We start from the raw sequence: 25,424 nt of genomic DNA, 5'->3' as shown, positions 1-25,424 counted from the left end.
CGGTTACGGGTTCCCTTCGCGGTCGCCGTCGGGGTGGCCGTCGGGTCGGATATCGGTGCCGGCGCCCGGGCGGGCACCAGCGTGGGTGGAGTCGCGTTCCTCAAGGATGTCGGCCAGCACACGGGCGGCGCGCCAGGCGTCCACGTAGCGGGTGTAGAGCGGGGTGAAGCCGAAGCGCAGCACGTCGGGCGGCCGGAAGTCGCCCACGACGCCGCGTGCGATCAGCTCGCGCATCACCTCGCCGGCGTCCGCGCAGCGCAGCGACACCTGGCTGCCCCGTTCCGCGTGTTCCCCGGGCGTCATGGCCCGCAGCTGTCCGGCGGGGGCGGCCGCGGCCACGCAGTCGAGGAAGAAGTCGGTCAGGGCGAGGCTCTTGGCGCGCACATCGGCGAGCGCGACGCCTTCCCAGACGTCGAGGGCCGCGTCCAGCGCGAGCAGCGACAGGATCTCCGGCGTGCCCACGCGTCCGCGCGGCGCGCCCTCGGCGGCCACGTACTCGCGGGCCATGCCGAAGGGGTCGGCGTGCGAGTTCCAGCCGGGCAGCGGGGAGTCGAAGCGGGGCTGGTGCTCGGCTCGCACGTAGAGGTAGGCCGGCGCGCCCGGGCCGCCGTTGAGGTACTTGTAGGTGCAGCCGACCGCGAGGTCCACTCCGTCGGTGTCCAGAGCGACCGGCAGGGCCCCGGCGCTGTGGCACAGGTCCCATACGGCCAGTGCCCCGGCCGCGTGCAGGGCGGCGGTGACGGCGGGCAGGTCGTGCAGCCGGCCGGTGCGGTAGTCCACGTGGTTGACGAGAGCGACGGCGGTGCGGGCGCCGGCCGCCTCGGCGATCCCGCCCGCGGGCACGGCCCGCACGGTCCGGCCGGTGAGACGGGCCGCGGACTGCGCGATGTAGCCGTCGGTGGGGAAGGTGGCGGCGTCGACCAGGATCTCGTCGCGGTCCTGGGGGGCCATGCGGACGGCGGCGACCAGCGCCTTGAAGACGTTGACGCTGGTGGAGTCGCCGACCACGACCTGCCCCGGCGCGGCACCGATCAGCGGAGCGATCCGGTCGCCGATCCGCTCGGGCGCCGTCCACCAGCCGCTCTCCTCCCAGGAGCGGATGCGCAGTTCGCCCCACTCACGGCCGATCACCTCGGTCAGCCGCGGCAGCACCGTGGTGGGCAGCGCGCCCAGCGAGTTGCCGTCGAGGTAGACGGTGCCTCCCCCATGGCCTTCGGCGGGGGAGCTGCCGCCGAGGAAGAAGCGGTCCCTGACAGGTGCGAGCGGGTCGGCGGCGTCGAGGGCGGCGGCGCGGTCGGCGAGCGCGTCCAGGGCGAGGGCGGCGGGGACGGCAGGGACGTCAGACATGGCTGCGCGCCGTCCACAGCTCGGGGAAGACGTTCTTCGTGGCGCGTTTCTCCAGCCAGGCCACCCCCGCCGAGCCGCCGGTGCCGGCCTTGGCGCCCATCGCGCGCCGGGTCGCCACGAGGTGGTCGTTGCGCCAGCGCCAGACGAGTTCGGCGACGTCGGTGAGGAGTTCACCGAGCCGGATCAGGTCGGAGTCCTGGTCGTCGTCCGCGTAGACGGCCTGCCAGGCGGCCTCGACCTCCGGATGCGGCTCGTAGCGCAGCGCCGGGTCGCGGTCGAGCACCGCGGCGGGCAGGTCGTAGCCGCGACGGGCCAGCAGCCGCAGCACCTCGTCGTAGAGGCTCGGCTCGGTGAGGGCCTTCTCCAGTTCGGCGTGCGCGCTGGGGGTACCGCGGTGCGGGACGATCATGGACGCGGACTTGTCGCCGAGCAGGAACTCCAGGCGGCGGTACATCGCGGACTGGAAGCCGGAGCCCTCGCCGAGGGCGGACCGGTAGGCGTTGAACTGGGCGGGGGTGAGGTGGGCGATCGGTTTCCAGGAGGCGTTGAGCGACTCCAACTCCGGCAGGCTGCGGAGCAGCGCGGCCCTGGCCGTCGGCAGGTCGTCCTGACGCAGAGCCGCGGCCGCGGTGGTCCACTCGTGTACCAGGAGGGTGAACCACAACTCCATCACCTGGGTGGTGACCAGGAAGGCCATCTCTCCGGGTTCGTCGGAGAGCGGGTGCTGCAGGTGGGTGAGGACGGACGCCTGCACGTAGTCCTCGTAGGGCGTGCTGCCTTCGAACGACAGGTTCGGGGTCGCCGCCTCGTCGGTCGGTGCGTCGGACATGGTTCTACCTCCATCGTGTCCCGGGGTCACCGGGCCTGTGCCGCGATCATCTGCGGTGCGGACAGATCCGGCAAGAGCCGACGGCGATGGGCGGAGGTGTGGCGCGGCGCGGCGGGGTGGCCGAGGCGGCGGACCGTTCAGGCGCTGGACGGGCCCTGGATGTAGCGACCCTTGCTGTCGTACGGCCAGGCGTTGGCCTTGCAGCCGTGCAGGCCCTTGATCTGCTGCATCATCACGGGGGCGAGCTTGCCGGGGCCGGGGCAGCCCTCGTGGCCGTGGCCGATGCGGTGGCCGACCTCGTGGTTGATGATCAGGGCCCGGTAGTCGTGGATCGGGCCGCTGAACTCCGGCGAGCCGAGCATCCAGCGCTTGAGGTTGACCACGACGGTCGCGCCGACGTCGCAGTTGACCTCACCCCGGGTGAGCAGGCCGGCGGCGCCGCAGATCTTGTCCACCGTGTCGGGGGTGGCGATCTTGATGACGAAGTCGGCGGGGCCGGAGGAGACCAGCTGGAAGCCGTCGTGGCCGTCGTTCTCCCAGCCGCGCGAGTCGGCGAGGATGCCGGCGATCTCGTGAGCGGCGTCACTGGCGGAGAGCTGGATGCCGCCTTCGACCTCGACCTTGTAGCGGCGGATCTTGCCGTGTCCGGAGGCGGTGCCGGTGGCGTGCGCCGTGCCGAAGGCGCCGGTGCCCGACTTGGGCACGCTGGAGGGCTTGGGCGCGGGTGAGTGGCTCGCGCTCGGGCCGCCGGTCGCGGGCTTGCCGGCGGTGGACGGGGAGGAGGTGCCCGAGCCCGTCCTGTCACCGTTGGCCGGCGCGAGCGAGCCGCCGCCAGGCGAGGGCGAGTGGGATATCGGCGCGTCGATCGCCGCCGCGGAGCCGCCGCCCCTGGACTTGTGCCAGGCCGCGTAGCCCCCGCCGCAGCCGAGTACGACCACGCAGAGCACCGCCAGCGGGCCGACGAACGCGACCCGGCGTCGTGTCGTACGGCGGCTGTGCTGATGTCGGCCGTGGCGGCCCTTTGCTGCCAAGGCTCCCCCTGAAGGCGTCGGCAGCCGGAACCGCGGCCCCGGCCCCCCGTGGCGCTTCCGAGCTGCGTGTCGGCGTCATGCCTACGTTCGGGCTGTCCCGGACGTAGTGATGCCGCCCTGCGGTGAGGACGGCATGGACACGATCGCACATGGATACGTGAATATGCCACGAGTCAACCGACTGTTGCCGAACCGCGACATTTGGGCAGGTCAGCGGCGGTAATCGTGACGGGAGGGGAGGGGCGTCTGGAGAGGAGGGGAGAAAACGGGGGGCGCTGGACCGCCCTGCTGGGGCCGCTCCGGGAGGTGCCGGGGTGAGCCACCCCGGCACCTCCCGGCACCTAACACCGCCCTACCACCGGGCATACCGGCGTGTGGGGCGGACCGGCGGGTCAGCCCAGCGTGTCCGCGGCGGTCGGCGAGCTGTCCCGCAGGAAGGTGGTGCAGCGGTCGTACTCCTCCTGCTCGCCGATGCCCTGAGCGGCCCGGGCCAACGCGTGCAGGGCGCGCAGGAAGCCGCGGTTCGGCTCGTGCTCGAACGGTACGGGGCCGTGGCCACGCCATCCGGCCCTGCGCAACGCGTCCAGACCGCGGTGGTAGCCGGTCCGCGCGTAGGCGTAGGACTCCACCACCCGGCCGCCTTCGAACGCGTCGTCGGCGAGCTGCGCCCAGGCGAGCGAGGAGGACGGGTACTTCGCCGCCACCTCGGCGGGCGCGGCACCGGAGGCGAGCAGTTCACGCGGCTCCGGGTCGTCGGGCAGGTGGGTGGGGGCGGGACCCCCGAGCAGGTTCTCGTGATTGGCCATGGGTTCCAGTCTGCCCGAGTGGGCAGGCAGAAGGCCCCCGGCAGCTGCCGGGGGCCTCGATTCCGCACGGCTCCCGCCGCGTCGCGGGCGCCGAACCAGGCGCGCCCGACCGTTACTTGCGGCGGTTTCCCGCCGAACGCAGGTCCTGGGCGGCGACGACGACGCGCGCGGCCATCCCGGCCTCGGCGGCCTTGCCCCACACCCGCGGGTCGTACGCCTTCTTGTTGCCGACCTCGCCGTCGACCTTCAGCACACCGTCGTAGTTGCTGAACATGTGGCCGGCGACGGGACGGGTGAACGCGTACTGGAGGTCGGTGTCGATGTTCATCTTGACCACGCCGTTCTCCAGCGCCTCGTTGATCTCGTCGGTCGTCGAGCCGGAGCCGCCGTGGAAGACGAAGTCGAACGCGTTGGCCTTGCCGTACTTCTGCGCCACGGCGTCCTGGAGTTCCCGGAGGATGCCCGGGCGCAGCACCACGTTGCCCGGCTTGTAGACGCCGTGCACGTTGCCGAAGGAAGCGGCCAGCAGGTAGCGGCCGTTCTCGCCGAGGCCGACGGCTTCCACGGTGCGGAAGGCGTCGTCGACGGTGGTGTAGAGGGAGTCGTTGATCTCGTGGGAGATGCCGTCCTCTTCACCGCCGGTCGGGGTGATCTCCATCTCCAGGATGATCTTCGCCTTGACCGCCTCGGCCAGCAGCTCCTTGGCGATGGCGAGGTTGTCGTCCAGGGTCTCGGCGGAGCCGTCCCACATGTGCGACTGGAAGAGCGGGTTGCGGCCGGCGGCCACCCGCTCCTGGGAGATCTTCAGCAGCGGGCGGACGTACCCGTCGAGCTTGTCCTTGGGACAGTGGTCGGTGTGCAGCGCGACCGTGACCGGGTACTTCTCCGCGACGATGTGCGCGAACTCGGCGAGCGCGACCGCGCCGGTCACCATGTCCTTGCTGTACTGGCCACCGAGGAACTCCGCGCCGCCCGTGGAGATCTGGATGATGCCGTCGCTCTCCGCCTCGGCGAGGCCGCGCAGGGCCGCGTGCAGGGTCTGCGACGACGTGACGTTGATGGCCGGGTAGGCGAAGTTGCCGGCCTTCGCCCGGTCGAGCATCTCGCCGTAGACCTCGGGGGTTGCGATGGGCATCGTTTCCGCTCCTCATGACTGTGCGGGTGGTACTGCTGGCATGCGTGGCGACGTCATCGTCGCCCTTATCTTCCCAGACTCGAACGAATACACCACCTCGCCGTACCCGGGGCCCGCGGTGGGCGGGCCACGCACACGCGAAGGCTCCTGGGATGTTTCACGTGAAACATCCCAGGAGCCATGAAATCCCAGGTCAGAACGGGTGCTCCGGTCTCAGCGGGCGCTCGCGTCTCGCACGCTCAGGTCTCGGGCGGTCAGGACAGCTCGAGGTCCGCGAGCGAGTACGCCGCCAGGTAGGGCAGGCCCGCCTCGGCGACCTTCGCGGCGGCGCCCCGGTCGACGATCACCGCGACGGCCACGACCTCGCCGCCGGCCTCGCGGACCGCCTCGACGGCGGTGAGCGGTGAACCACCGGTGGTGGAGGTGTCCTCCACCACCAGCACCCGGCGGCCCTTGACGTCGGTGCCCTCGATCCGGCGCTGGAGCCCGTGGGTCTTGGTGGCCTTGCGCACCACGAACGCGTCCAGCCGCTGCCCGCGGGCGGCGGCCGCGTGCAGCATCGACGTGGCCACCGGGTCGGCGCCCAGGGTGAGTCCGCCCACCGCGTCGAACTCCAGGTCCGCGGTCAGGTCGAGCATCACCTGGCCGGCGAGCGGGGCGGCCTGTCCGTCCAGGGTGATCCGGCGCAGGTCGATGTAGAAGTCGGCTTCGAGGCCCGAGGAGAGGGTCACCTTGCCGTGCACGACGGCCTTGTCCTTGATCTGCCGCAGGAGGGCGGTGCGTACGTCGCTCATACGGATGAGATTAGCCGAGCGACAGGCATGGGTATGTTCCGAGCAGAAGGGCGGAAGCGGGTCCCGGGAGCCGGGCGAACCGCCGGTCCAGTCGCCGGGCCGACGCTCCGACCGGCCATTACCCCGGTCCCGTCAGCCGACCTTCTGCCAGTTCCACACCGTGCTGATCTCCAGCGGGTCGATCGGGGTGACCAGGCGGGGTCGCGCGTTCAGGCCGTTGGGCGGCCCTGACTGCGGCTCCACGCACACCGCTTCGGGCTGCTCGGTGTAGACGACGACCCACTCGCTCGGGCTGCTGACCCGCACCGTCATCTCCCCGGGCCAGTTCAGGGTGACGTCCACACCGTCCGGCATCCCGAAGCAGTCGTCCCACGGGCCGGGCTTGGGGTCGATGCGGTTGCCGTTGGGCAGGTGATTGTCGCCGCGCTCCTCCTGCCATGCGGCGCTGAACGCCAACTCGACGTCCTGGCCGCCCTGACCGAGGTTGCGCAGCCACCACGGGTGCCAGCCGGCCTGCGCCGGGAAGGAGTCGCCGCGTGCCTCCACGCTCAGCGACAGCTTCACGGAGTGCGGGGCGAGTTCGATGGTGTGCGTGACGCGGCCGGGATACGGCCACGGGTCGGCGAGGTCGTAGTAGTAGGCCGCGGTGGTCTGCGTAGCCGGGGACGCCTCGTGCCAGGCGGAGTGCCGTCCGGTGCCGTGGATCGCGTGCGGCGGCGCGTCGATCGGGAGCTGGTGGGTCACCCCGCCGTTGCGGAACACGCCGTTCTCGGTGCGGCCGCACCACGGCACCATCAGGAAGGCGCCGAATTTCTCGCCCTGGCGCAGGAGTTCGGTCCCGCCGACCTTCAGCGAGGCGATCCGGCAACCGTGCTCGGGCTGCAAGGTCAGTTCGGCGTCGCCCGCCGTCAGTTTCGTTTCAGTCTCCACGGAAGCGAGCGTAGCGGCCGTGATGCCGTCGGCTCACGCGCGCTCGCCCGGGTTCGCCGTCGGGGCGACCCCGTATCACCTGCGGCGGCGCAGCACCCTGCCCACCACGACCGCCGACGCCAGCAGTGCCGCGGCCGCCGGCGCCGCCCACCGCAGCGTCGCCGCCGAGGTGGCGTCCGGCGCGGGCACCGGCGCGTACCGGCCGCGCGGCGGCGCGTGGTCGACCTCCTCCGCGCTGCGCCCGATCATCGTCCGCCGGGCGTGCGCGGCCTCGGCGGGCGGCACCAGGTCGTCCAACGCGGCGGCGCTCTCCGGGACGTCCACCTCGACCTCGACGAGTTCGAACTCCTCCAGTTCGGGGCTCGGGTCACCGAGGTCGTCCACGACGTCGGGCTCCTCGGAGGCCGGCTCATCGGGGTCAGGGTCGGCCGATGCGGGGTCGGTGGCGGTGGGGTCTTCGGCGGTACGGTCCGCGGCGGCGGGCGCGGGGCTCCCGGAGTCGGCGGGCTCGGTGGGGTCGGCCGCCGCGGCCAGCTCGGCGATGCCCGCGGAGAAGCGGTCAAGCAGACGCCGGACCGCGGCGTCGGCCACCGCCGGGTCATAGGACGCGAGCCGGCCGTTCGCGGTCGCCTCGCCTCGGTACTCCACAGTCGTGCCCGGTTGGGGCAGTTCCGTGTCCGTCAGCGTGATCCGCGCGCTGACCTCGACCACGCCGTCGCCGCGCACCTCCGTGCCGCGGGCCTCCAGCGTGAACGGCGGGGCGTCACCCTTGACGGTGACGAATCCGCGGTACGTGATGGTCGAGCCGGCGATGCGCAGTCGCAGCCTCCCCCGCGCCACGCGCTCGCCCTCCGTCGCGTCCGGGTCCGGCTGCCATCCCGGCAGCGCGGACGCCACGGCGCCCGGGGTACGGAACGTTTCCGCCACCCGGGCGGACGGGGTCGGGACGAAAGACTCGTGCTCCATGCGGCGGAGCCTACCCACGTGCGGCCGTGATGACGGCTCCCTGTGCGGTTTTCCCCCGCCCGCCCGCCCCTCCCCACCCGCCGCTACTCCGCCCGGCTGCTTTCCCCTCCCCCACGGTCCCCGTCAACCGCGCCGGCCCACCCCCACGAACGGGGGTGCACTATCTTCGGTTCTGCCCGATTAACTATATAAAGAGCAGTATGGGAAATATGTGGCTGGGGTCAGCAGCCGGAAGAGCTGTGCCTCTCGCCCCCGCCTTCGCCGTCACTTTCGTCCTGACGGGCCTATCTCTCACGGGATGCAGCTCGCCCCAAGGACACCCGGTCCAACCGACACCGACCACGTCACCCGTCCACAGCAGGAACCCGGCCCGCAGTGAAGACGACCTGCGGCACGAAGCCGAGGCAAGTCTCACCCGGTCCTCACAGGTGAAGCTGCACTGGGTCGGCCCGGTGAAGGGTCCGACCGCCCTTCCGCGGACGGCGGTCGATCTCGAAGACGGTGGGTCCTACGTCGTGGAGGCGGCGTGCGCTGGGGTGGGGAGCCTGGGCTTCTCCCGGGTCACCGCAGTCCCGCACAGCGGCAACCCAACAGTGACCTGCAATCGCCATGTGCTGCGATACGCCTTCACCGGAGGCGATCTCATCTCCTTCGCCTTCCAGACGTACATGCCCGCCTCAGCAGTCCTCGCCTGGCAGGTTATCTCGGTCGCAGAGTGACTCGGTTCAGCCTTGCCCCATGATGTGCAAGTAGACCCGGTCATCGCCGAGTTTGGCGACCACGGCGGGGTCCTCCAGCCAACTTGAGTACGCACCCTGCTGTTGTGGCGTCATCTTGCTTGTGTCCACTTGCCCGTGGTTTCTTCTGATCGCCGCGACGAAGTCGTCCGCCGGTCCGGTGATGTAGCGCGGCCCATCATCAGGCGCGCCAGCAGAATATGGTTTTCCCGAAAAGGAGTGGTACTTGTCGACTTCTCCTGGGACGACGAATTTAACCTTAGGAATATTCGTGAAATTCGCGCCAACCAGCGCACCCACACTTGTGGCAAACGCGGACCTCCAAGTCGACTCCAGACGGGTGTTCTTGAGGCCCTTGATCCCCTCGATGAGGTCTGTCGGAGCCCGCTCCGGCGGAACCTGTACCTGCCGACCGACCCAGCCCTCCAGCAGACTGGTCGCATAGCCTTTGCCCTGCTCCTTGGCGAACTCCACGGCACCCTCCTCACCGCCAGCCGCAAGCCCCACCACTGTGAGAACAAGGTCCTTTCGGATCTTGGACATGTCGTCAGCCCACGCTTGCGCCTCATCTCCCAAGTTCTTCTCGGTCTCACCGAACGCGCTGCTGTAGAAGTTCTCGCTCAGGCCCATCTTGAAGCTGATGAAGTCGATCGACTCATCGGTACTACGGATAGCAGTGGACGTAAGCGCGGCAAGTTTGTTGCTGTAGGTCTCGAAGAGTGCGCTCATGCTTGCTGCTGCGTGGGGGTCGCGGATGGCCTCTTCCATGAAGGCTTTCCATACGGTGGGGTGGAGTTCGAGGCCGTCGCGGGTGGGGTCCTGGGAATTCGTGAAGGCGGTGGGGTTCCAGGTGGGGGCGGGCCAGAAGGCGTCCTGGGCCGGGGAGGTGATCGCGTATTGGAGGTCGTCCCAGTGCTGGGCCAGGATCTCGGAGAAGAGGAGGGAGACCGCGGGGTAGGGGTGGGTGGTCTGGAGGGCGGGGTCCTGGGTGTGGGCGAGGTTGGTGGTGAGGAGCCACGCGGTGTTGCGGTCGGAGAGGGTGGGGTGGGAGGCGCGGAGGGTGATCGTCGCGGCTTTGAGGGTGGCGGTGAAGGCGGCGATGCGGTCGGGGGTGGTGCTGCCGCCGCCCGGGTAGAGGGCGTTGACGGCGATGTCGGGCCGGAGGGCGATGAACTGGCCTGCGGCGAGTGGGTTCTTGGTGAGGGCGTTGAAGAGCTGGACGTAGTGGTCGGCGTGCCAGGGGTCGTCGGCGCCGGGGGAACCGGGCATGCGCGGGGTGACGCTGCGGTTCGGGTCGGTGGTGAAGGCACGGTCGGCGAGGGCCACGAGGAAGTCGGGGTCGTAGGTGCCGCTGTCGACGAGCGGGAGGAGGAGGTCGGGGCGGAACCCCTGGCCGGGGTCGTCGAAGCGGTCGAACCAGGTGGACCAGAAGGCGCGTTGGCCGGGCCGGGGGCGGGTGTCGGCGGCGACGCGGGTGAAGCCGCCCAAAGTGCGGGCCAGGACGTCGCGGTCGTGGGCGAGTTGGTCGGGGTGGTCGGGGTAGCGACGGTCGTAGGGGTTGCCGGACATGGAGTTGGAGAGTTGGGAGAGGCGGCGGGGGCCGAGGGAGGAGTAGAAGCCGTAGAGGAAGTCGCCGTCGTCACCGCCCGCGGCGAGTGCGGTGAAGAGGGCTTCGGGCACGGCGCCGTCGTGGTCGGCCATCTGCCGGTCGAAGCGCTGGGCGAGGGCGCGCCCCTGGGCGGTGGCGCGGGCGGCGGCGCCCGGAGTGACCGCACTGTCGGGGAGATAGGTCAGCGTGCGCTGGGAGCCGCGTTCGCCGATGGCCACCGCGAGGCGCTGCCGGCGGCGGAGCAGGGGGAGTTCGCCGTCGGCCCAGCGGGAGATGGCGATCAGCCGGTCCAGCGGCCGGGTGTCGAGGCCGTAGCGGGTGAAGCGGGTACGGAAGCGGGTGGCGCTGTCCTGCAGCCGGTTCTTGTCGCGCTCAAGGGAGTTGATGGTGCCGGGCAGCTTGTCCGGGTCGATGCCGGAGAAGGTCGGCTGGTGCTCGGGGTGTCCCACGTGTCGTCCCAGGGTGCAGCCGTACGCGGGCGCGCTCTCGCGGCGGGCCCGCGTACGTACGGTTCAAGGGGTGCGATCCGCTGTCGGCGGATACGAGTTACGGGCTACGGGCTACGGCCACCCGTGACCGGCTACAACAGGTCCACCTGGAGGCTCTTCGCCTCGCCCACCGTGACCTTCTCCGCGCACGTGCCGATCGCCGCCTCCACCAGCGGGACCAGCCGGCCGAGTTGCGCGAGTATGTCGGTCCGGCGGCCCTGGGCCTCGGTGTGCCAGGTGTCGGCGGCCGGGCCGACCCAGGTCTCCCCCAGGCCGATGTCGGCGCAGGGACCCTGGAACAGGGACCGGAGTTCGTGCATCTCCTTGAGGAGGTCGCTCCTCAACGTCACCAGGTGCTGCCGCCACGGATTGTCGACCATGGGCCCGTGGTCGTCGTACGCCGCCACTCGCCGTCTCCCGTACTCGTCCGGTGCTCGCGCCGCGCTGGTCCGCGGTGGTCCGCGCGATCGCACGCTCGTCGCGTGGGGTCATCAACTCCCCCACGACACAGGGGAATTCTGGCACAACTCGGACACCGTACGTCACTCCCCGTGCGCGCGTGCTCGCTACTCGGTGATGCGCGGGCGCAGAAGGGTGGACGGGGGCAGGGGGCGGGCCGGGCGGGTGCGGCGGGCTTGGCGCGCGGCGGCGCGCAGGCCGGCGGCGGTGAGGGACTGGCCGGGTGGCGGACGGTTCGGGAGAGCGAGGTGCGGCGGGGCCGAAGTGGGCGCGGCCAGTAGGAAGTTCCAGCCGGCGGAGGAGCCGCAGGCGCGGGTGCCGGTCATCACGTACGGAGTGGTGCGCAGGGAGACGGTGTGGAGGGTGGCATCGGTTGTCCACAGGGTGTGGGCAGAGGAACCGGCGTGGACGGCGAGCCGCCCTCCGCCGGCGAGCGCGTGCGCGGTGAGTCCGTAGAACTCCTGCGAGTAGAGCTTGGCGCTGTCGGAGGCGCCGGGTGCGGGCAGGTCCGCGATGATCACGTCGTACCGCTGCCGACCGGGGCTTCCCGTGTCGGGCGCCCCGCCGCCCCCGCCCGTATCGGCACCCGCGTCCCCGCGAGCGCCACCCCCGCCCGCATCGGCACCGACTCCCCCGGCCACACCACCCCCGCCCGTATCGGCACCGCCCGTATCGGCACCCGCGCTCCCGAACGCCCCTGCGCCGCTTACCCGTTCGGCGCTCTGGCTCGTCGCCCTCCGCAGCCAGTCGAACGCGTCGCCCCCCACCTCCCGCACGCGCGGGTCGTCGAACGCGTGCCTGTTGAGCGCGGTGAGCCCCGGATCGGTACGGCCCAGCCGGGCGAGTTCGTCGTCGTCCGGGACGACCGTCACCGCCTCGACGCCCTGGTGGCGCAGCACCTCCCGCAGCGCGAGCCCGTCGCCGCCGCCGAGGATCAGCACCCGGGCGTGCGGTCCGGTCATCGCCGGCTCCACCAGCGCCTGGTGGTAGACCGCCTCGTCGGCGCCGCACACCGCGAGGTCGCCGTCGACGTAGAGACGCAGCGAGGAGACGCCGCTCGCGCCGGTCCCCCCGGTCAGCACGATCTCCTCCGCGCCGGTCTGCTCGGCGACCCGCACCCGGCTGCCGTAGACCGCGTGGCGGGCGGCGCGTTCGAACGGTCCCGCGCCGACGGCGGCACAGGCCAGCAGAGCGAGCACACCGACGTTCGCGGTGAGCAGCCAGCCGCGGGCGCGGCCGGACAGGTCGCCGCGGAAGAGCCACAGCACGGTGGCGCCGCCCGCGACCGCGTTGACCGCGCCGGTGGCGAGCGCGCCGGTCAACTGCCCCAGATACGGCAGCAGAAGGAAGGAGAAGGCGAGGCCGCCGACGAGCGCGCCCACGTAGTCCGCGGCGAACAGGTCGGCGACGGCGCCGCCCGCGTCCTGGCGGCGGATGCGCTGCACGAGCGTCATCAGCAGCGGCACCTCCGCGCCGATCAGCACGCCGATCGCGAAGGCGCAGCCGATCATGGCGAAGCGGGCCTGCCCGTACCAGGCGAAGACGGCGTACAGCGTCATCACCGACAGCCCGCCGACGAGTGCGAGCGCGGACTCGACGGCGACGAACGCGGCGGCGGGGCGGTTGCGTAACCGTTTTGCCAGCAGCGAGCCGCAGCCCATCGCGAAGACCATCACCGACAGTACGAGCGACGCCTGGGTGACCGAGTCGCCGACCAAGTACGAGGCGAGGGCGACGAGTTCGAGTTCGTAGACCAGGCCGCAGGCGGCGCAGACGAAGACGGCGGTGAGCACCAGCGCGCGGGCCGCCCGCGCGGGGACGGGCAGCGCTAAGGAGAGCTGGTGGGGGGCTCGCGGACGGCCGCGCTGGTCAAGCATGAGTGCACGTTATGTCAGGCTTGCTCCGCCGCCGGTCACCCACAAGGGTTCAATCGGCGCGGCCGGGCAGGCGGGTGGCGGCGGGCGACGGCGCCCGGAAGCACGCAGGGGTACGACGGGGCGCCGGCACCGGACGGTATGCGCCCCGCGGGCATCTGCCGTACGGGGATGCGGCTTCGTACGGGGACGCGGCCTGCTACGGGAACGGGGCGGCGCAAGGCGGCCAGGCGCCGCGCGCCCGTCCGACAACGCGGGGCGGCACTGCACCACGCGCCCGCCCGACAACGCGAGGCCGTCCGACAACGCGGGGCGGCCAGGCGCCGCGTGCCCGCCCGGCGCCACGAGGCAGCCCGGGAAAGCCGGTTGGCGTCGCACCGTACAAACAGCGTCCCCCGTAAGGACTTTGCTCACCCCGCCACCCGCACCTTCGTCCGTGTCGCCACCAACCGCCCCTCCTGCGGGTACGCGTGCCATGTCCGCCACCGCACGTTCCCCTCCCCGCACTGCACCAGCATCGCGGTGAACGCGTTCGGGTCGCCCGGGAAGGTGCCGGCGAGGCCGTGCGGGTGGTCGGCGACCAGGGCGAGCAACTCCTGGGCGCGGGCGGTGAAGGAGCCCAGCGAGAGGTGCTCGATGCGGGCGGCGAACTCGTAGTCCCACGGGCCGACGCGGCGGGAGACGCCGAAGGGCAGTGGCGCCTGGCTGCCGGGCAGGCAGGCGACCGTCTCGGAGCAGCTGCCCCGGCCGGCGTCGACGAGCACCTGGTGGGAGGCACCGAGCAGGCGTAACTCGACGTCGGCGTGGAGCCGGGCGGCGTCGCCGATCCGCACGCCGAGGGTGGCGAGCGCGGGCAGCGCATCCTTGTCCAGGCACCAGGCGAGGTCGCCGGCCCGGGTGTCCGTGTATGCGGTATCAAGGGTGGTGAGCATGGGAAGGCTCCGCGGGTCACGCTGGGGATCGCACACGCGGCGCGAATCGGGCCGTCCCGCCCCCGCCGCGAGGCGAAGGTGCGGTGGCTTGCGCCGGCGTGGGCCGGGTGGATCAGGGGTGATACGGATACGGATCGCGGTGGACCAGGCTTGGTCCAGCGGGTTCGGGGTGATCTGGATGATCGGGAGGCCCCGAAGAGATCCGGAACCAACGGAATCACGGATCGCATCGCCTTCTCAGCGTTTTTACCCATCTGTGCGTACTTTCCATCCCTTGGAGCGCTTACGAGTTCAGGTGTTCCGATATGACAACCCGGTACCATCGGCTGATCGAATGGCGGGCACGCGGCGGAGAGCGGGTGGAACGCAATGGCGGGCACGGCCGATGCGACGGGCAGGGCGGGCACCCCGGGTGATGCCGATGCCGGTGCCGCGGGCGATGCCGGCGCCGGTGCCCCGGGCGGTGCCGGCGCCGCGGGCGGCACTGACCGCCGCCACGGCCTCCACCGCCCCGGCCGCCCCCTGCTGAACCGCAGGCTGGACGGGCTCGGGACGACGATCTTCGCGGAGATGTCCGCCCTGGCCGTGGCCACCGGCGCGATCAACCTCGGGCAGGGCTTCCCCGACACCGACGGGCCGGAAGCGATCCGGGAAGCGGCCGTTCAGGCGCTGCGGGACGGCCACGGCAACCAGTACCCGCCGGGCATGGGGGTGCCCCCGCTGCGCGCCGCCATCAGCGACCACCAACGGCGCTTCTACGGCCTGGACTTCGACCCGGACAGCGAGGTCCTTGTCACCGCCGGGGCGACCGAGGCCATCGCGGCGGCGATGCTCGCGCTGCTCGAACCGGGCGACGAGGTGATCGCGTTCGAACCGTTCTACGACTCCTACGCGGCCTGCATCGCGATGGCCGGCGCGACCCGCGTCCCGCTGACCTTGCGCGCCCCCGACTTCCGCCCGGACCTGGACGCCCTACGCGGTGCCGTCACTCCGCGTACCCGCCTGCTGCTCCTGAACAGCCCGCACAACCCCACGGGCATGGTGCTCACCCGCGACGAGCTGACCGCCATCGCCGAACTGGCCGTCGAGCGCGACCTCGTCGTGGTCACCGACGAGGTCTACGAGCACCTCGTCTTCGACGGCGAGCACATCCCGCTGATCTCCCTGCCCGGCATGCGCGACCGCACCGTCTCCATCTCCTCGGCCGGCAAGACCTTCTCGTTCACGGGTTGGAAGGTTGGTTGGGTTACCGCCTCCGCGCCCCTGGTCGCGGCGGTCCGCACCGCCAAGCAGTTCCTCACCTACGTCGCCTCAGGCCCCTTCCAGTACGCCATCGCCGAAGCCCTCCGCCTCCCGGACGACTACTTCACCGCCTTCCGCGACACCCTCCAGGCCAAGCGCGACCTGCTGGCCGCGGGCCTCCAGGACGCCGGCTTCGAGGTCTTCCAGCCCCAGGGCACCTACTTCATCACCACCGACATCGCCGGCCTCGGCGAGAAGGACGCCTTCACCTTCTGCCGCACCCTCCCCGAACGCGCCGGCGTCGTCGCCGTCCCCAACTCCGTCTTCTACGACCACCCCGACGCCGGCCGCACCCAGGTCCGCTTCACCTTCTGCAAGAAGGAGAAGGTCCTGACCGAGGCGGCCGAACGCCTTCGCGGGGCGTTCCACGGCTGAGGCCGCCGCCAGGCGCGCGTACCTGTCCAACGTCGTGGGAGAAGGACGACACGTGATCATCGTCGTCGCGGAGGTCACCGAGGCGCATCTGTCGGCGGCGCAGTCGGTACGCGCCCGGTATCGCGACCTCGACCTCGAATCCGGCCTCGCCGATGCAGTGAACGTAGCCCTTGCCGCCCCGGTGAGCCGATGAGTGCGTGAACGAGAGGTGGCCCGGGTCCTCGCCATGGGTTGACGCTTGTGCTCGTCAGAGGCCCATGAGCAGACGGTAGCGTGCGGCCCATGGCATGGCAGCGACCGACGTATCGGATGGTGGACGGGGAACGGATCGACGGGGCCTGGTGTCACGTGTGGCGCCGTCATCGCCCAGAGGCAGAGTGGTTCGTGAACGATCTGATCGTCTATGCCGACGGCGCGATCATGTGCGGGGACCGGACCGACCTGGCCGGCCTCAAGAAGTTGCTGGCATCGGAGATGCTCTCCCCGACCAAGCCTGGGATCACCCCGCCGGCCGCCGAACCGTCGAAGTGGCTTTCACGGCACGGCGAACCGCTGACTCCCGTGGGATTCCTCGCGGAGGTCGCCGACCGGATCGAAGAGCTGAGCGGCCGATCAACCGCGGGCGAACGCTGCTGGGAGGCTATCCGGCGCTACCAGCAGTCTCCGACCGAAGAGCGTCGCGCCCTGTTGCGGGACGCATATCTGGCAGTGCCGCCGCACCTGCGCATCTACGTTCTCGGCGACATGGACCGCCAGGATCGTCCCCTGCGGGTCCTGCTCACCGAGCCGGGCGAGCCTGTCGACGGTGACGGTCCAGTGGTGACAGAGGACATGCACCAGTCAGCCCTGGACTATTTCAACCGCGGGGACGAGGGAGTTGCCCGGGCGCAGGAGCAACGCGCTGTGCAACACGCGGACGACCCCCACGAGGGCACCGGTCCGGCCGTCACCTTGCACGAGACCGTCTATCCGCGAGGCTGGCCCGAAGAACTGGGACTGTTCGTGCTGCGCAACGATTTTCCAGCGTCCGTACGGTTCGCGGGTGAGTCCTACCCCTCCGTACTTCACGGATACTGGTCCCTGTCCGCGGCGAATGCCACCGATCGTCGGCAGATAGCAGCTGCTCCCACCGCCCGGGAGGCGCATGACCTGGGGGGACGCGCAAGCCGGAGAGCAGACTGGCCCAGCGTTCGACTCGCCGTGATGGCTGGCCTGCTGCGGGCGAAGTTCGCCCAGCACATCGAACTCGCCGAGATCCTCGTCTCCACCGGCGACGCCGCCATCCGCTACACCGGGTTGTCGGACTCCCCCTTCTGGAGAGACGCCCCTGACAGTCGCGGACGGAACTGGATGGGCCGACTGCTGGAGCTGACCCGTTCCGAACTCATCGCGCAACGGTCGCTCGCCGAGTGACAGTCTCTACCGGTTCTGAACCCACTCAAGTTCCAATGGCAGCGGGTGCTCCATGATCGGCCTCCTCCTTAGCGGCCTTCTCCGGGCGGCGACATAGCCAGCCGCCCTGAAGCCGGCAACCAACCGCGCAGCACACTCCAAAGGTCACGAGAAGATGGAAAGCCGCAATCGGGCAAAATGGGTTCCCGTGACGGGTGGGAAAGACACGCTCATGGAGCTGTTGCAGCGTGCGGGGCTGGAAGTCGTGGAGGACTGGCGGACCGAGGAGGTACTGCCGCCCCGAGCCGCTTGGCGATCGGTTGTCTCGGGCGACGCCAAGCCGACCGTGGCTGTGCGGGAGGACCTGCCCGACCTGATCGCCGAACTCAACGCGCAGTGGCACCGGCTCGCGGCCGACAACGGCATCATTGGTGAGGACGGCGTATTCCTCATCGATGTCGCCGGCGCCTGGACGGGCAGGGCGGCCAGGCGCTGGACGGCGGTGCGGCTCACTGGCCGGTGGGACCTCGCCGGAGTCCTCGGCGAGCGGCCCGGGCAGCCGAAGTTCGTCACCCTCGCGACGGACGGCGGCACGCTGGTCGGGGTGACCACCGAGGAGGACGAGGTCTGGTTCACCCTGCTGGATCACATCGCCGAACGGCAGGAGGCGGCCGCGCAGGTGGCGGCTCGGGAAACCCCTCGGGAGCGGGAAGCTGCTTGGGCGGCATTGCTTCAGGGACCGGGGCCTTCGACGCGAGTGCGCGAGATGTGGGCGCACGGGCTGGCCCTCAACTCGGCCACACCCGATGACCTCCGCGCCCGCCTCCTGGGCCTGTCGCACTTCCTCCTGTGGCACCACCTGCCGACGGCGGTCGTTGAGGCGGCCATGGTCCACCCGGACTGGAAGCTGCGGCAGTTGCTGGCCGAGGCCCAGCCGAACATCACCGCCGAACAGTGGACCCGCCTGATCCTGGGCGAACAGGAATCCCGGCACCGATGGATCCTCACCATGCTCGCGGCGGACCGGCGCGCCGAGCTCACCGACGCCGCGTACGAGCAACTCGCAACGGACCCGTCGGCACGGGTCCGCGAAGAGACCGCTCGCCTTTCCGGTCTGCCCGTACGGATACTCGCCGCCCTGGCCGCCGACGTCGACCCGTCCGTACGGGCCTCGGCCTGCCGGAGAGCCTGGCCTCATCTGAACCCTCCGACCCGACGCTCTCTCCTGAGTGATCCCTACGGCAACGTCCGCATCGAAGCACTGATCCAGTACCACCAGGAGCACCCGATGCCCCGGTCGGTCTTTGACACCGCGGAACTCACAGAGCGCGCGATCAGCACGTGCCGGCTGGAGCGCGTCCTCGCCGAACACCTGGCCCATCAGGGCAGCCCTGCCCAGCGTTGCTCCCTCGCGGGCAACCCGCACCTGGACCCGGACCTGGTGATCCTCCTCGCCCATGATTCCGACGAGAACGTCCGCTCCGTGGTGGCCATACGCTCCGACATCACCGAGGGACAGCGGGCGGACATCCCCATCGACTTCGACCCGCGCGGCCACCACCACGCGCTCGACTGGGTCATGGCGCTGCACCACGATCCCGGCGCCATGCGCCGATTGGCCGCCTCCACCCACCCCCTCGTACGCAGAAGCGTTGCCCGAGCCCGGCGCCTTCCACCGGACGTCGTCGAACGCCTCGCCCGCGACGAAGACCGTGTCGTCCAGCTCTTTCTCGCGGAATCCTGCGACGACGCACCAGCGGACATGCTGCTGAGGGTGTGGCAGTGGTGGACCGGCAGCCTCAGCATCCCCGACCGCCCCCATGGCCATCCGAACTTCCCCCGTCGCGACCTGCTCCGCTACACCGACGACCCGAACCCGCGAATGCGTCAACTGGCCCTGGATGACCCGGAGTCGACAGCCGAGATGATCGAGCGGTTCAGCCGGGACAGCGATGAAGAAGTTCGACACCGGGCCGCGACTGACCCCCGGCTGACACCTGCGTCGGCCGTGCGGCTGCTTGACGACCCGAACGAACGCGTGCGCCACGCGGCCGCCCGGCACCCCGCCCTGCCCGCACAGGTGCTGATCCGGCTGCTGGGAGACCCCGACACCGCACAGACGGCAGCCCGGCACCCGGCGTTGCCCACCCCCGTCATGGAGCAGATGCTCCAGTGGATCCAACCTCCGCCCCACGCCACATCGAGGACATGAGCCGGCTGGGCCCAACACCTCACTACAGCGGGTTCTGGTCGATGCGGATCCGGCCCCGGTCCATGTACCGGCCGAGCTTCGTTGGTTCGTCGATGACGACACCGGAGAACAAGAACCGCAACACCGCATTACGCGCTCATTCGTCATGTCGTCGGCGTCCCAAGCAGCGCGGGCGCCAGCGCCCGTAAAGGCCGTCGAGCAGCACCATCGGCCGGATGACGACGCGGCGTTGCGCCTCGGCGATGCGATCGGTGATCTCCTTGCGCATCTTCCGGTACTCCGCCGTGGACAGCTCCTTCGCCGTCCACATGTCGTTCAGCTCGGCGAGCTGGCGCTGGTCGTCCTCCACCTCCTCAGCCATGCCCTCGGAGAGGTTGCTGCTGGCGAGCCGGCCGTCCACCCGGAGCTCGCTGAGCAGCTTGACGGCGGCGTCGCTGACGAAGTCCTCCAGTGTCGGAGCCACGATCGCCCGGGAGCACTTCTTTTCGTCGTTCCGTCTTCGGCGATTGCACTGGTAGGCGGGGCCTGCGGTCTTCGCGGTGCCCGACATCAGGGTGCCGCAGCGCCCGCACATCACCAGGCCGCGTAGGAGGTGGTACCGCTGCCGGGGCTTGCTCAGTGCCTCCTTGTGGGCTGCCGACCGGAACTCGCGCCGAGCCCTGACCTCAGCCCAGACTGCCCGCGTCGATGATCGCGGGCCAGGTGCCGGGGCCGACCTCCTCGCCCTGGTGCATCCGGATGCCGGCGACGTGCCGGGAGTCGAGCAGGCCGCGCACGGTCCCGGCACTTCACGCCTTGCCGCCAGCCGTGCGGATGCCTCGCCGGTGGAGGTCCTTCGCGAGTGGGGCCGCACCCTCGCCCTTCAGATAGCGATCGAAGACCTCCCGGACGATCTCCGCCTCCTCCTCGACGATGGTCATGCCGTCCTTGCTGTAGCCGAACCGCCGCATGCCACCTTGCGGCTTGCCGTCCCTCACCCGGTCCTGCACGGACTTCAACCGTCGTGAGATGTCGTCCGACGACCGGCAGGCGTGCGCGACCTCGATCCGGAGGATGAACCGGTCGTCGGGGTCGGAGAGGTCCCGCCGGTTCGCCTCTCCGTGGAGAGTGATCGCGTGGTCGTCGGAGACCTGGAGCAGCTCCTCCAGGTCCCGGGGCTGCCGCATGAGGCGGTCGGGGTGGTAGGCGATGATGTGCCGGAAGCCGCGCTCTCGGGCATCGTCCAGCAGGCGCTCCCAGCCCGGGCGCTTCCGCATGCGGCTCCACGCCGAGCGGCTGTTGTCCACGTACACGTGAGCGGGGTCTGTGACGAGACCGCGGCGCTCGGCGATCTCACGGCAGATCCGTTCTTGGCGGTCGACGCCGGTCTGATCGTCGTCGTCCGCCTAGCCGCGGCCTGTTGCGCCTGCGTCCACGACAGTGACACTGCGCTGATCAACGGGCTGGGGGCCGATGGCCGGCAGGGGGACGCCTATCTGCACCTGGAGTTGCTGGCGGCCGGCAAGGCGGGAAATCTCTGGGAGGAGGAGCCCGAGCAGGGGCGATATGAGCGTATGGGTGACCACACCCGCCTACGCGGCGGCCGCGCGGCGCAAGTTGGCGGAACTGGAAGCGACGGTGCCGGCCGACGCGCGGGCTGCTCTCGCCTGGGCGGCCAACGCGGGATTCCCCGGCAAGGCCGACCCCGCCTCGATCGAAGCGGTTCTGCGCTCCCACGAGGTCTTCGTGGAGGAGTCGTTCATGGCACTCCTGGACAGGCTGGGGTTCCCTGGAGCCGCGGAGCCTGCTGACCACGCCACGGTCTGACGGGCCACTTCCGGTGCGCCCGCCGGGCCGGGAGACGTGCTGCCGTCTCCCGGCCGGCGACCTTCCCTCGTGGCCCCGTGAGTGCATGAACCCGGCGGGGGCTGGGGGACGGCTTTGCCCCGGTCGGGGGGCGGTTTCGGGTCAGGGGTGGGTCTCCTCGTAGAAGTAGAGGAAGGCGCCGAGGCCGTGGAAGTCGTTGGTGGCCTGGGGGCGGTCGACGTAGTAGGCGTAGTCCCCGACGTTCGTTCCGACGGAGGTGGACGTGAGGTAGGTGAGGCCGTCGTCGTGGAGGGAGATGCGGGCCAGCTCGCCGCGTTCCCCGGCGTCCACGACGGGCTGGTAGGTGTCGGCGGGGACGTATCCGCGTTTGATCGCGGTGTCGATGGTCTGGGTGAACATCGCCGAACAGGACGTCTCGGTCCAGTTGCCCGGGTCGGCGCCCTTGTCGACGACCTGGAACCACCGGCCGCTGGCCGGGTCCTGGTAGGCGGCCATGCCGCGGACCAGATCGCGGACGATGGAGATCAGCTGGGCCCGGCGCGGGTGGTCGGCGGGGATCAGGTCGAGGATCTCCGTGGCGGCGATGCCGTACCAGCCGACGGCGCGGCACCAGTACTCGGGCGCGAGTCCGGTGGCCGGGTCCGCCCAGGACGCCGACTTGGAGGCGTCGTAGGCGTGCTTCAACAGGCCGTTCGGCTGCTGGAGATGGCTCGCGTAGACCACCAGTTGCTTGGTCGCGATGTCGAACGACTGGGTGCTGTCGCCGATGTACCTGCCGTACTGCGCCATGAACGGGTCGGCCATGAAGGTGCCGTCGGACCAGAGTTGGTCGGCCCGGTCGGCGCTGGTGGCGTGCCAGAATCCGCCGTCGGGCGTGGTCGGGTATCCGGCGCCGGGCAGCAGCCGGTCGTGGATCTGCTTGGCGGCCAGTCCGTACTTGGTCTGGCCGGTCTCCCGGTAGAGGGCGATCATCACCTGGCCGGGCATCATGCTGTCCAGGCTGGTGAAGCTGTTGGCGATGTGCCCGGAGGCGTCGACGAAGCGGTCGGCCCACGCCTTGATGTACGCGATCAGGGCGGCCCGGCGCGCGGGATCGGTGGTGTGCTGGGCGAGTTGGTACTGGCCCATCATGTAGAGGGCGACCGGGTAGCTCCAGCCGCCGACGGTCGCCGGGATGTACCGGTGCATGGTCGAGTCGACGAGCGCGTCCGACCACTGGGTGCCCAGCAGGTCGGCGACGGTGAGCGAGTCGAGGTCGGGCAGGCCGCCGGTGGTCGTGCCGGTGACCCGGATCAGGTTGGTTCCCGCGCGCAGGGTCACGGGGAGCCTGGAGACGGCCCAGGTGTTCCAGTCCGTGGTCGGCGCGAAAGCCGGTGTGGACACCACCGTGCCGTCGACGCTGACGTCCGCCTGGCGTCCGGCCGTCGTTCCGTTCGCGTAGCGCAGGGCCAAGGTGGCGTCGCCCGCCGTGGGCGAGTCGACGGTGAACTCGACGTAGGCGCCGACCTCGTTGGCGGTGTTGACGAATCCCGTTCCGGTGAAGCCCAGATGGTCGGTGTCCACGGTGCCGTGGAAGATGGTCGCGTTCTCCGCCTCGTAGACGGACGACGCCGCGTTGACAGACGACGCCGCGTTGACAGACGACGCCGCGTGAACGGATGACGTCTCGTGAGCGGACGACCCCTCGTATACGGACGACGCCGCGTTGACAGACGACGCCGCGTGTGCCGGGCCGATCGCCACCGCGCAACTCGCGGCGAGTAACCCGAGCACCGCCGCCACTGCTCTGGTGCGCATGGACTCTCCTCTCTTCGGTGAACCGGGCGCGTTTGCGGTCATGGCAACCGTTCCGTCATTCGGTGAACCGGGCGACGAAGCTCTTGCCCGCCGCTCCCCCGACGGCCACCGCCAGGCGCACGTTCGGCGTGGTCGCCAGGACTGTGATGCCGGGGTCGGCGGAGACCACGGCCGACACCGCGCCGTCGACGGTGACGGTCACCGTGCCGGTGAGCTGCTGGGTCGGGTCGCAGACGGCCACGCTGAGCGTGCCGTCCTTCCGCTGCGTGATGACCGAGGCGGTCCGGTCGACCTGGATGCCCCCGGCCTTGGGCGCGCCGGCCTGCCAGACGTTGGCCATCGCGATCCCGGCGCCGGCGCGCCTGACCGCCTGCACCTGGGTCGTGTTCGCGACGGTGACGTCGTTCGACGCGGCGAACGCCTCGGTCTGGGCCGAGGTCGCGGCGGGCAGCTGGATGTAGCGGTAGCTGCCGTCGGTCGGGCTGACCCCGTGGTCGACCCACATGGTGACGAACCGTCGGGTGTACGCGGTCGTGTCGTCGTAGACGCCGCGGTGGTCCATGTCGGTCCACTTGCCGGTACGGTCCTCGCGCAGCAGCGTGACGTGGCCGCCGACCGGGAACACGTAGCCGCCGAGGTTGTCCACGAAGATCCACCGCGGCTGGACGACGGTCGGCGTGCTGCTCGGGGTGGCGAGCACCACGGCGCCGTCGACGTGGATGTTCGCCCGCCCGTCGGGGCCGGTGTTGCGGTTCTCGATCACCGACTCGACGGTGTGGCCGTCGGTGCTGGTGATCCCGGCACCCAGGCAGACCACGATGTCGTCGAGGCAGAACCACGACTTGCGGCCGGTGAGCGTCTGCACGGCGAACGACAGCCCCATGCCCGCGGCCACGTTCCCGTCCAGCAGGGCGCCGCCGGCCCAGGTGTTGGTGGAGCCGCGGTTGGCGCCGAGCGCGAGGGTCTTGGCGTCAAGGGTGACGCCGGGCACCCGGTACTTGTTCGCGGTCGGCCAGTAGGCGTTCGTCCAGTGGCCGGGTTGGGTGGCCAGATAGAGGTAGGCGGCGCCCTCACCGGTGTACCAGCCTTCGAGGTTCTCCGCGTTCGCGCTCTCGTACGGCTTGATCCGGGTGCTGTCCATGGCGATGGCGAAGGCGAACGCGGGCCGCCGGTGCACGACCCGCGCCATCGAGGTCGCGACGACGGAGGTGGTGGACTCCGTTCCGGTCGGGATGGCCTGGTCGGCGACGACGGCCCGGCCGAGCGCGATCGACGAGGTGCGTACCTGTTCGAGCGGCACCGGGTCGTAGCCGAAGAAGTCCTGGTAGGTGTCCGCGGTGATCCAGCCCTTGACCTGCGAGCGGAGGGTCAGCGCCTGGCTCGCCGGGAAGAGGTGGGCGAGCTGGAGCAGGGTGGCGCTGGTCAGCCGCCCGATACGGTGGTCGGTCTCGTAGAAGCGGGACAGCGCCCGGCCTCGCACCATGTCCATGAACGCCCCGCGGTAGATCCAGGGCACGTAGTTGGCCTGCGTCCAGGTGAAGACGCGCTGCACCTGGTCGGTCGTCGCCGCCCACGGGGTGCCTTGCAGGGCGACCAGCAGATAGGTCAGGTACTGCAGCAGGGACACGCCGTAGGAACCGTTGTAGGCGTACAGCTTGTGCTGGATGAAGCCGCCGTCGGGATAGAAGCCGTCGCCGCCGGAGCTGTAGGGGAAGAGGTTCGCGATCGCCGTCATGGCGCTGTCGATCACGCTCGCGTCCTCGCTCAGCGCGCCGCGCACGGTCGTGACGGCGCAGGTCCAGTCGAGGTTGGCGCCGGTGGCCGCGCCTCCGCCCACCTGGCTCGGGTCCGGCAGGTAGCGGGCGATCGCGGCCATGGCGGTGCCGATCTGGCTCGCCGAGAGCTCGCCGTACAGCGCGACACAGGTGTCGCCCAGCGCCAGCGGGATGCCGATCTGGAAGTCCCACCAGTTGTCGTACTGCGCGGTGACGCCGTACTTGTGGGCGAGGAACCAGTCGACGGCCGACCGGATGTCGGCCAGCAGCTCGGAGTTGCCGGACAGCGAGGAGCCGGGGGACGCGTAGACCAGGGCGAGTTGGCGCAGCCGTCCGATCACGTCGCGCTGGACGGCCGAGACGGTACTGCTGTCCAGGTCCGCCCACAGGTAGCTGCGGGAGCTGGAGGTGTCCAGCGTCGACCACAGGCCGCTCGCCGCGTCGGCCGCGTCCTGCACGTAGCCGGAGATCACCGGGTCGGAGGTGTCGTAGCTGCCGATCAGGGTGTCCTGCCACTGGCTCCTGACCTTCGCGAAGTCCGCGGCCGTCGCCGCTGCGGCGCGGCCCGGAGCGCCGAGGGACGAGCCGAGGAACCACGCGGGGGCCAGCGCGGCGCCGGCCAGCAGCGTGGAGCGGCGGGTGATGCCACGGGAACTGTGCTCAGCGGACATGAAAGGACCCTCACGGTAGGGGGAAGGGCGGCGGCCGGGAGCGGACCGGAAAGGGCGGTGCCGGGGGGCGTGAGGGATGGTGGCGCCGCGTGCCGGTGGAAGTCAAGCGATAATACGTATTAGCATGGGCTCCGGCAGAGAGCGGCCGGATCGCGCC

General features: G+C 70.6%; 21 protein-coding genes and 1 pseudogene. 5 read left to right on the top strand and 17 right to left on the bottom strand.

Features of this window, described 5'->3' with window-relative positions; translation table 11 throughout:
* Window positions 1–3: 3 nt before the first annotated feature.
* From kynU to ACIPAE_RS03275, 12 genes are all read right to left on the bottom strand, one after another.
* Window positions 4–1,347 carry a kynureninase gene (kynU, locus tag ACIPAE_RS03330; protein ID WP_402442569.1) on the bottom strand — a complete coding sequence of 448 codons (1,344 nt, stop codon included), beginning with the start codon at window positions 1,345–1,347 and terminating at the stop codon, window positions 4–6.
* A complete protein-coding gene (locus ACIPAE_RS03325; RefSeq protein WP_328467357.1) occupies window positions 1,340–2,176 on the bottom strand; it encodes a tryptophan 2,3-dioxygenase family protein in 837 nt (278 codons plus the stop codon). Before ACIPAE_RS03325 ends, kynU begins: the two co-directional genes overlap by 8 nt.
* A gap of 137 nt (window positions 2,177–2,313) precedes the next feature.
* Window positions 2,314–3,207, bottom strand: coding sequence for a DUF3152 domain-containing protein (locus tag ACIPAE_RS03320; protein ID WP_402442567.1), 894 nt, complete (start codon window positions 3,205–3,207; stop codon window positions 2,314–2,316).
* Window positions 3,208–3,599: 392 nt separating this feature from the next.
* The gene (locus ACIPAE_RS03315) at window positions 3,600–4,013 is read right to left on the bottom strand and encodes a DUF3151 domain-containing protein (protein WP_329366377.1); all 414 of its coding nucleotides are present in this window, start codon (window positions 4,011–4,013) and stop codon (window positions 3,600–3,602) included.
* 112 nt (window positions 4,014–4,125) lie between these two features.
* Window positions 4,126–5,148 carry a class II fructose-bisphosphate aldolase gene (fbaA, locus tag ACIPAE_RS03310; protein ID WP_329366379.1) on the bottom strand — a complete coding sequence of 341 codons (1,023 nt, stop codon included), beginning with the start codon at window positions 5,146–5,148 and terminating at the stop codon, window positions 4,126–4,128.
* A gap of 254 nt (window positions 5,149–5,402) precedes the next feature.
* Window positions 5,403–5,942, bottom strand: coding sequence for an orotate phosphoribosyltransferase (pyrE, locus tag ACIPAE_RS03305; RefSeq protein ID WP_329366380.1), 540 nt, complete (start codon window positions 5,940–5,942; stop codon window positions 5,403–5,405).
* A gap of 132 nt (window positions 5,943–6,074) precedes the next feature.
* On the bottom strand, window positions 6,075–6,872 hold the full coding sequence (locus tag ACIPAE_RS03300; RefSeq protein ID WP_402442565.1) for an aldose 1-epimerase: 798 nt from the start codon (window positions 6,870–6,872) through the stop codon (window positions 6,075–6,077).
* A 75-nt stretch (window positions 6,873–6,947) separates the two neighbouring features.
* Window positions 6,948–7,838: a CoxG family protein gene (locus ACIPAE_RS03295; RefSeq protein ID WP_402442563.1), complete on the bottom strand. Its 891-nt coding sequence runs from the start codon at window positions 7,836–7,838 to the stop codon at window positions 6,948–6,950.
* Window positions 7,839–8,563: 725 nt separating this feature from the next.
* Complete coding sequence (locus tag ACIPAE_RS03290) at window positions 8,564–10,633, bottom strand: hypothetical protein (protein WP_402442561.1); 2,070 nt, start codon at window positions 10,631–10,633, stop codon at window positions 8,564–8,566.
* A 131-nt stretch (window positions 10,634–10,764) separates the two neighbouring features.
* Window positions 10,765–11,052: a hypothetical protein gene (locus ACIPAE_RS03285; RefSeq protein ID WP_329366390.1), complete on the bottom strand. Its 288-nt coding sequence runs from the start codon at window positions 11,050–11,052 to the stop codon at window positions 10,765–10,767.
* 186 nt (window positions 11,053–11,238) lie between these two features.
* A complete protein-coding gene (locus ACIPAE_RS03280) occupies window positions 11,239–13,008 on the bottom strand; it encodes a spermidine synthase (RefSeq protein WP_402442558.1) in 1,770 nt (589 codons plus the stop codon).
* A gap of 407 nt (window positions 13,009–13,415) precedes the next feature.
* Window positions 13,416–13,937: a DUF2617 family protein gene (locus ACIPAE_RS03275; RefSeq protein WP_328467329.1), complete on the bottom strand. Its 522-nt coding sequence runs from the start codon at window positions 13,935–13,937 to the stop codon at window positions 13,416–13,418.
* A gap of 522 nt (window positions 13,938–14,459) precedes the next feature.
* Between ACIPAE_RS03275 and ACIPAE_RS03270 the strand changes: the two genes are divergently transcribed.
* The 4 genes from ACIPAE_RS03270 to ACIPAE_RS03255 all read left to right on the top strand — a co-directional run bounded on the left by ACIPAE_RS03270 (window position 14,460) and on the right by ACIPAE_RS03255 (window position 19,218).
* On the top strand, window positions 14,460–15,614 hold the full coding sequence (locus tag ACIPAE_RS03270; RefSeq protein WP_402442663.1) for a pyridoxal phosphate-dependent aminotransferase: 1,155 nt from the start codon (window positions 14,460–14,462) through the stop codon (window positions 15,612–15,614).
* Between the two features lie 52 nt (window positions 15,615–15,666).
* Entirely contained in the window at window positions 15,667–15,807 is a 141-nt protein-coding gene (locus tag ACIPAE_RS03265; protein WP_402442556.1) for a hypothetical protein, read from the top strand.
* A gap of 191 nt (window positions 15,808–15,998) precedes the next feature.
* Window positions 15,999–17,027: an NADAR family protein gene (locus ACIPAE_RS03260; protein WP_402442555.1), complete on the top strand. Its 1,029-nt coding sequence runs from the start codon at window positions 15,999–16,001 to the stop codon at window positions 17,025–17,027.
* A gap of 211 nt (window positions 17,028–17,238) precedes the next feature.
* Window positions 17,239–19,218, top strand: a complete 1,980-nt coding sequence (locus tag ACIPAE_RS03255) for a HEAT repeat domain-containing protein (RefSeq protein ID WP_402442554.1) — start codon at window positions 17,239–17,241, stop codon at window positions 19,216–19,218.
* A 136-nt stretch (window positions 19,219–19,354) separates the two neighbouring features.
* Here the strand turns inward: ACIPAE_RS03255 and ACIPAE_RS03250 are convergent, their stop codons facing one another.
* The 3 genes and pseudogenes from ACIPAE_RS03250 to ACIPAE_RS03240 all read right to left on the bottom strand — a co-directional run bounded on the left by ACIPAE_RS03250 (window position 19,355) and on the right by ACIPAE_RS03240 (window position 20,549).
* Window positions 19,355–19,681 carry a hypothetical protein gene (locus tag ACIPAE_RS03250; protein WP_402442667.1) on the bottom strand — a complete coding sequence of 109 codons (327 nt, stop codon included), beginning with the start codon at window positions 19,679–19,681 and terminating at the stop codon, window positions 19,355–19,357.
* 24 nt (window positions 19,682–19,705) lie between these two features.
* A pseudogene (locus ACIPAE_RS03245) lies at window positions 19,706–19,768 on the bottom strand (hypothetical protein); the annotation flags it as partial.
* Between the two features lie 238 nt (window positions 19,769–20,006).
* Window positions 20,007–20,549 carry a recombinase family protein gene (locus ACIPAE_RS03240; RefSeq protein ID WP_402442661.1) on the bottom strand — a complete coding sequence of 181 codons (543 nt, stop codon included), beginning with the start codon at window positions 20,547–20,549 and terminating at the stop codon, window positions 20,007–20,009.
* 214 nt (window positions 20,550–20,763) lie between these two features.
* On the opposite strand from ACIPAE_RS03240, the gene ACIPAE_RS03235 reads away from it, so the two are divergent.
* Window positions 20,764–21,024 (top strand): hypothetical protein, encoded by a 261-nt coding sequence (locus tag ACIPAE_RS03235; RefSeq protein ID WP_402442552.1) that lies wholly within the window; start codon window positions 20,764–20,766, stop codon window positions 21,022–21,024.
* A gap of 141 nt (window positions 21,025–21,165) precedes the next feature.
* Here ACIPAE_RS03235 and ACIPAE_RS03230 read toward each other — a convergent pair whose 3' ends face one another.
* Entirely contained in the window at window positions 21,166–22,821 is a 1,656-nt protein-coding gene (locus ACIPAE_RS03230) for a glycoside hydrolase family 88 protein (RefSeq protein ID WP_402442550.1), read from the bottom strand.
* Window positions 22,822–22,876: 55 nt separating this feature from the next.
* Window positions 22,877–25,267, bottom strand: coding sequence for a polysaccharide lyase 8 family protein (locus tag ACIPAE_RS03225; RefSeq protein ID WP_402442548.1), 2,391 nt, complete (start codon window positions 25,265–25,267; stop codon window positions 22,877–22,879).
* Window positions 25,268–25,424: the final 157 nt, after the last annotated feature.

It is taken from the genome of Streptomyces sp. NPDC087270, from assembly GCF_044744625.1.
Taxonomy (GTDB): domain Bacteria; phylum Actinomycetota; class Actinomycetes; order Streptomycetales; family Streptomycetaceae; genus Actinacidiphila.
Note: the sequence above shows the minus strand (reverse complement) of the source record. Positions and strands in the feature narration are given on the sequence as shown.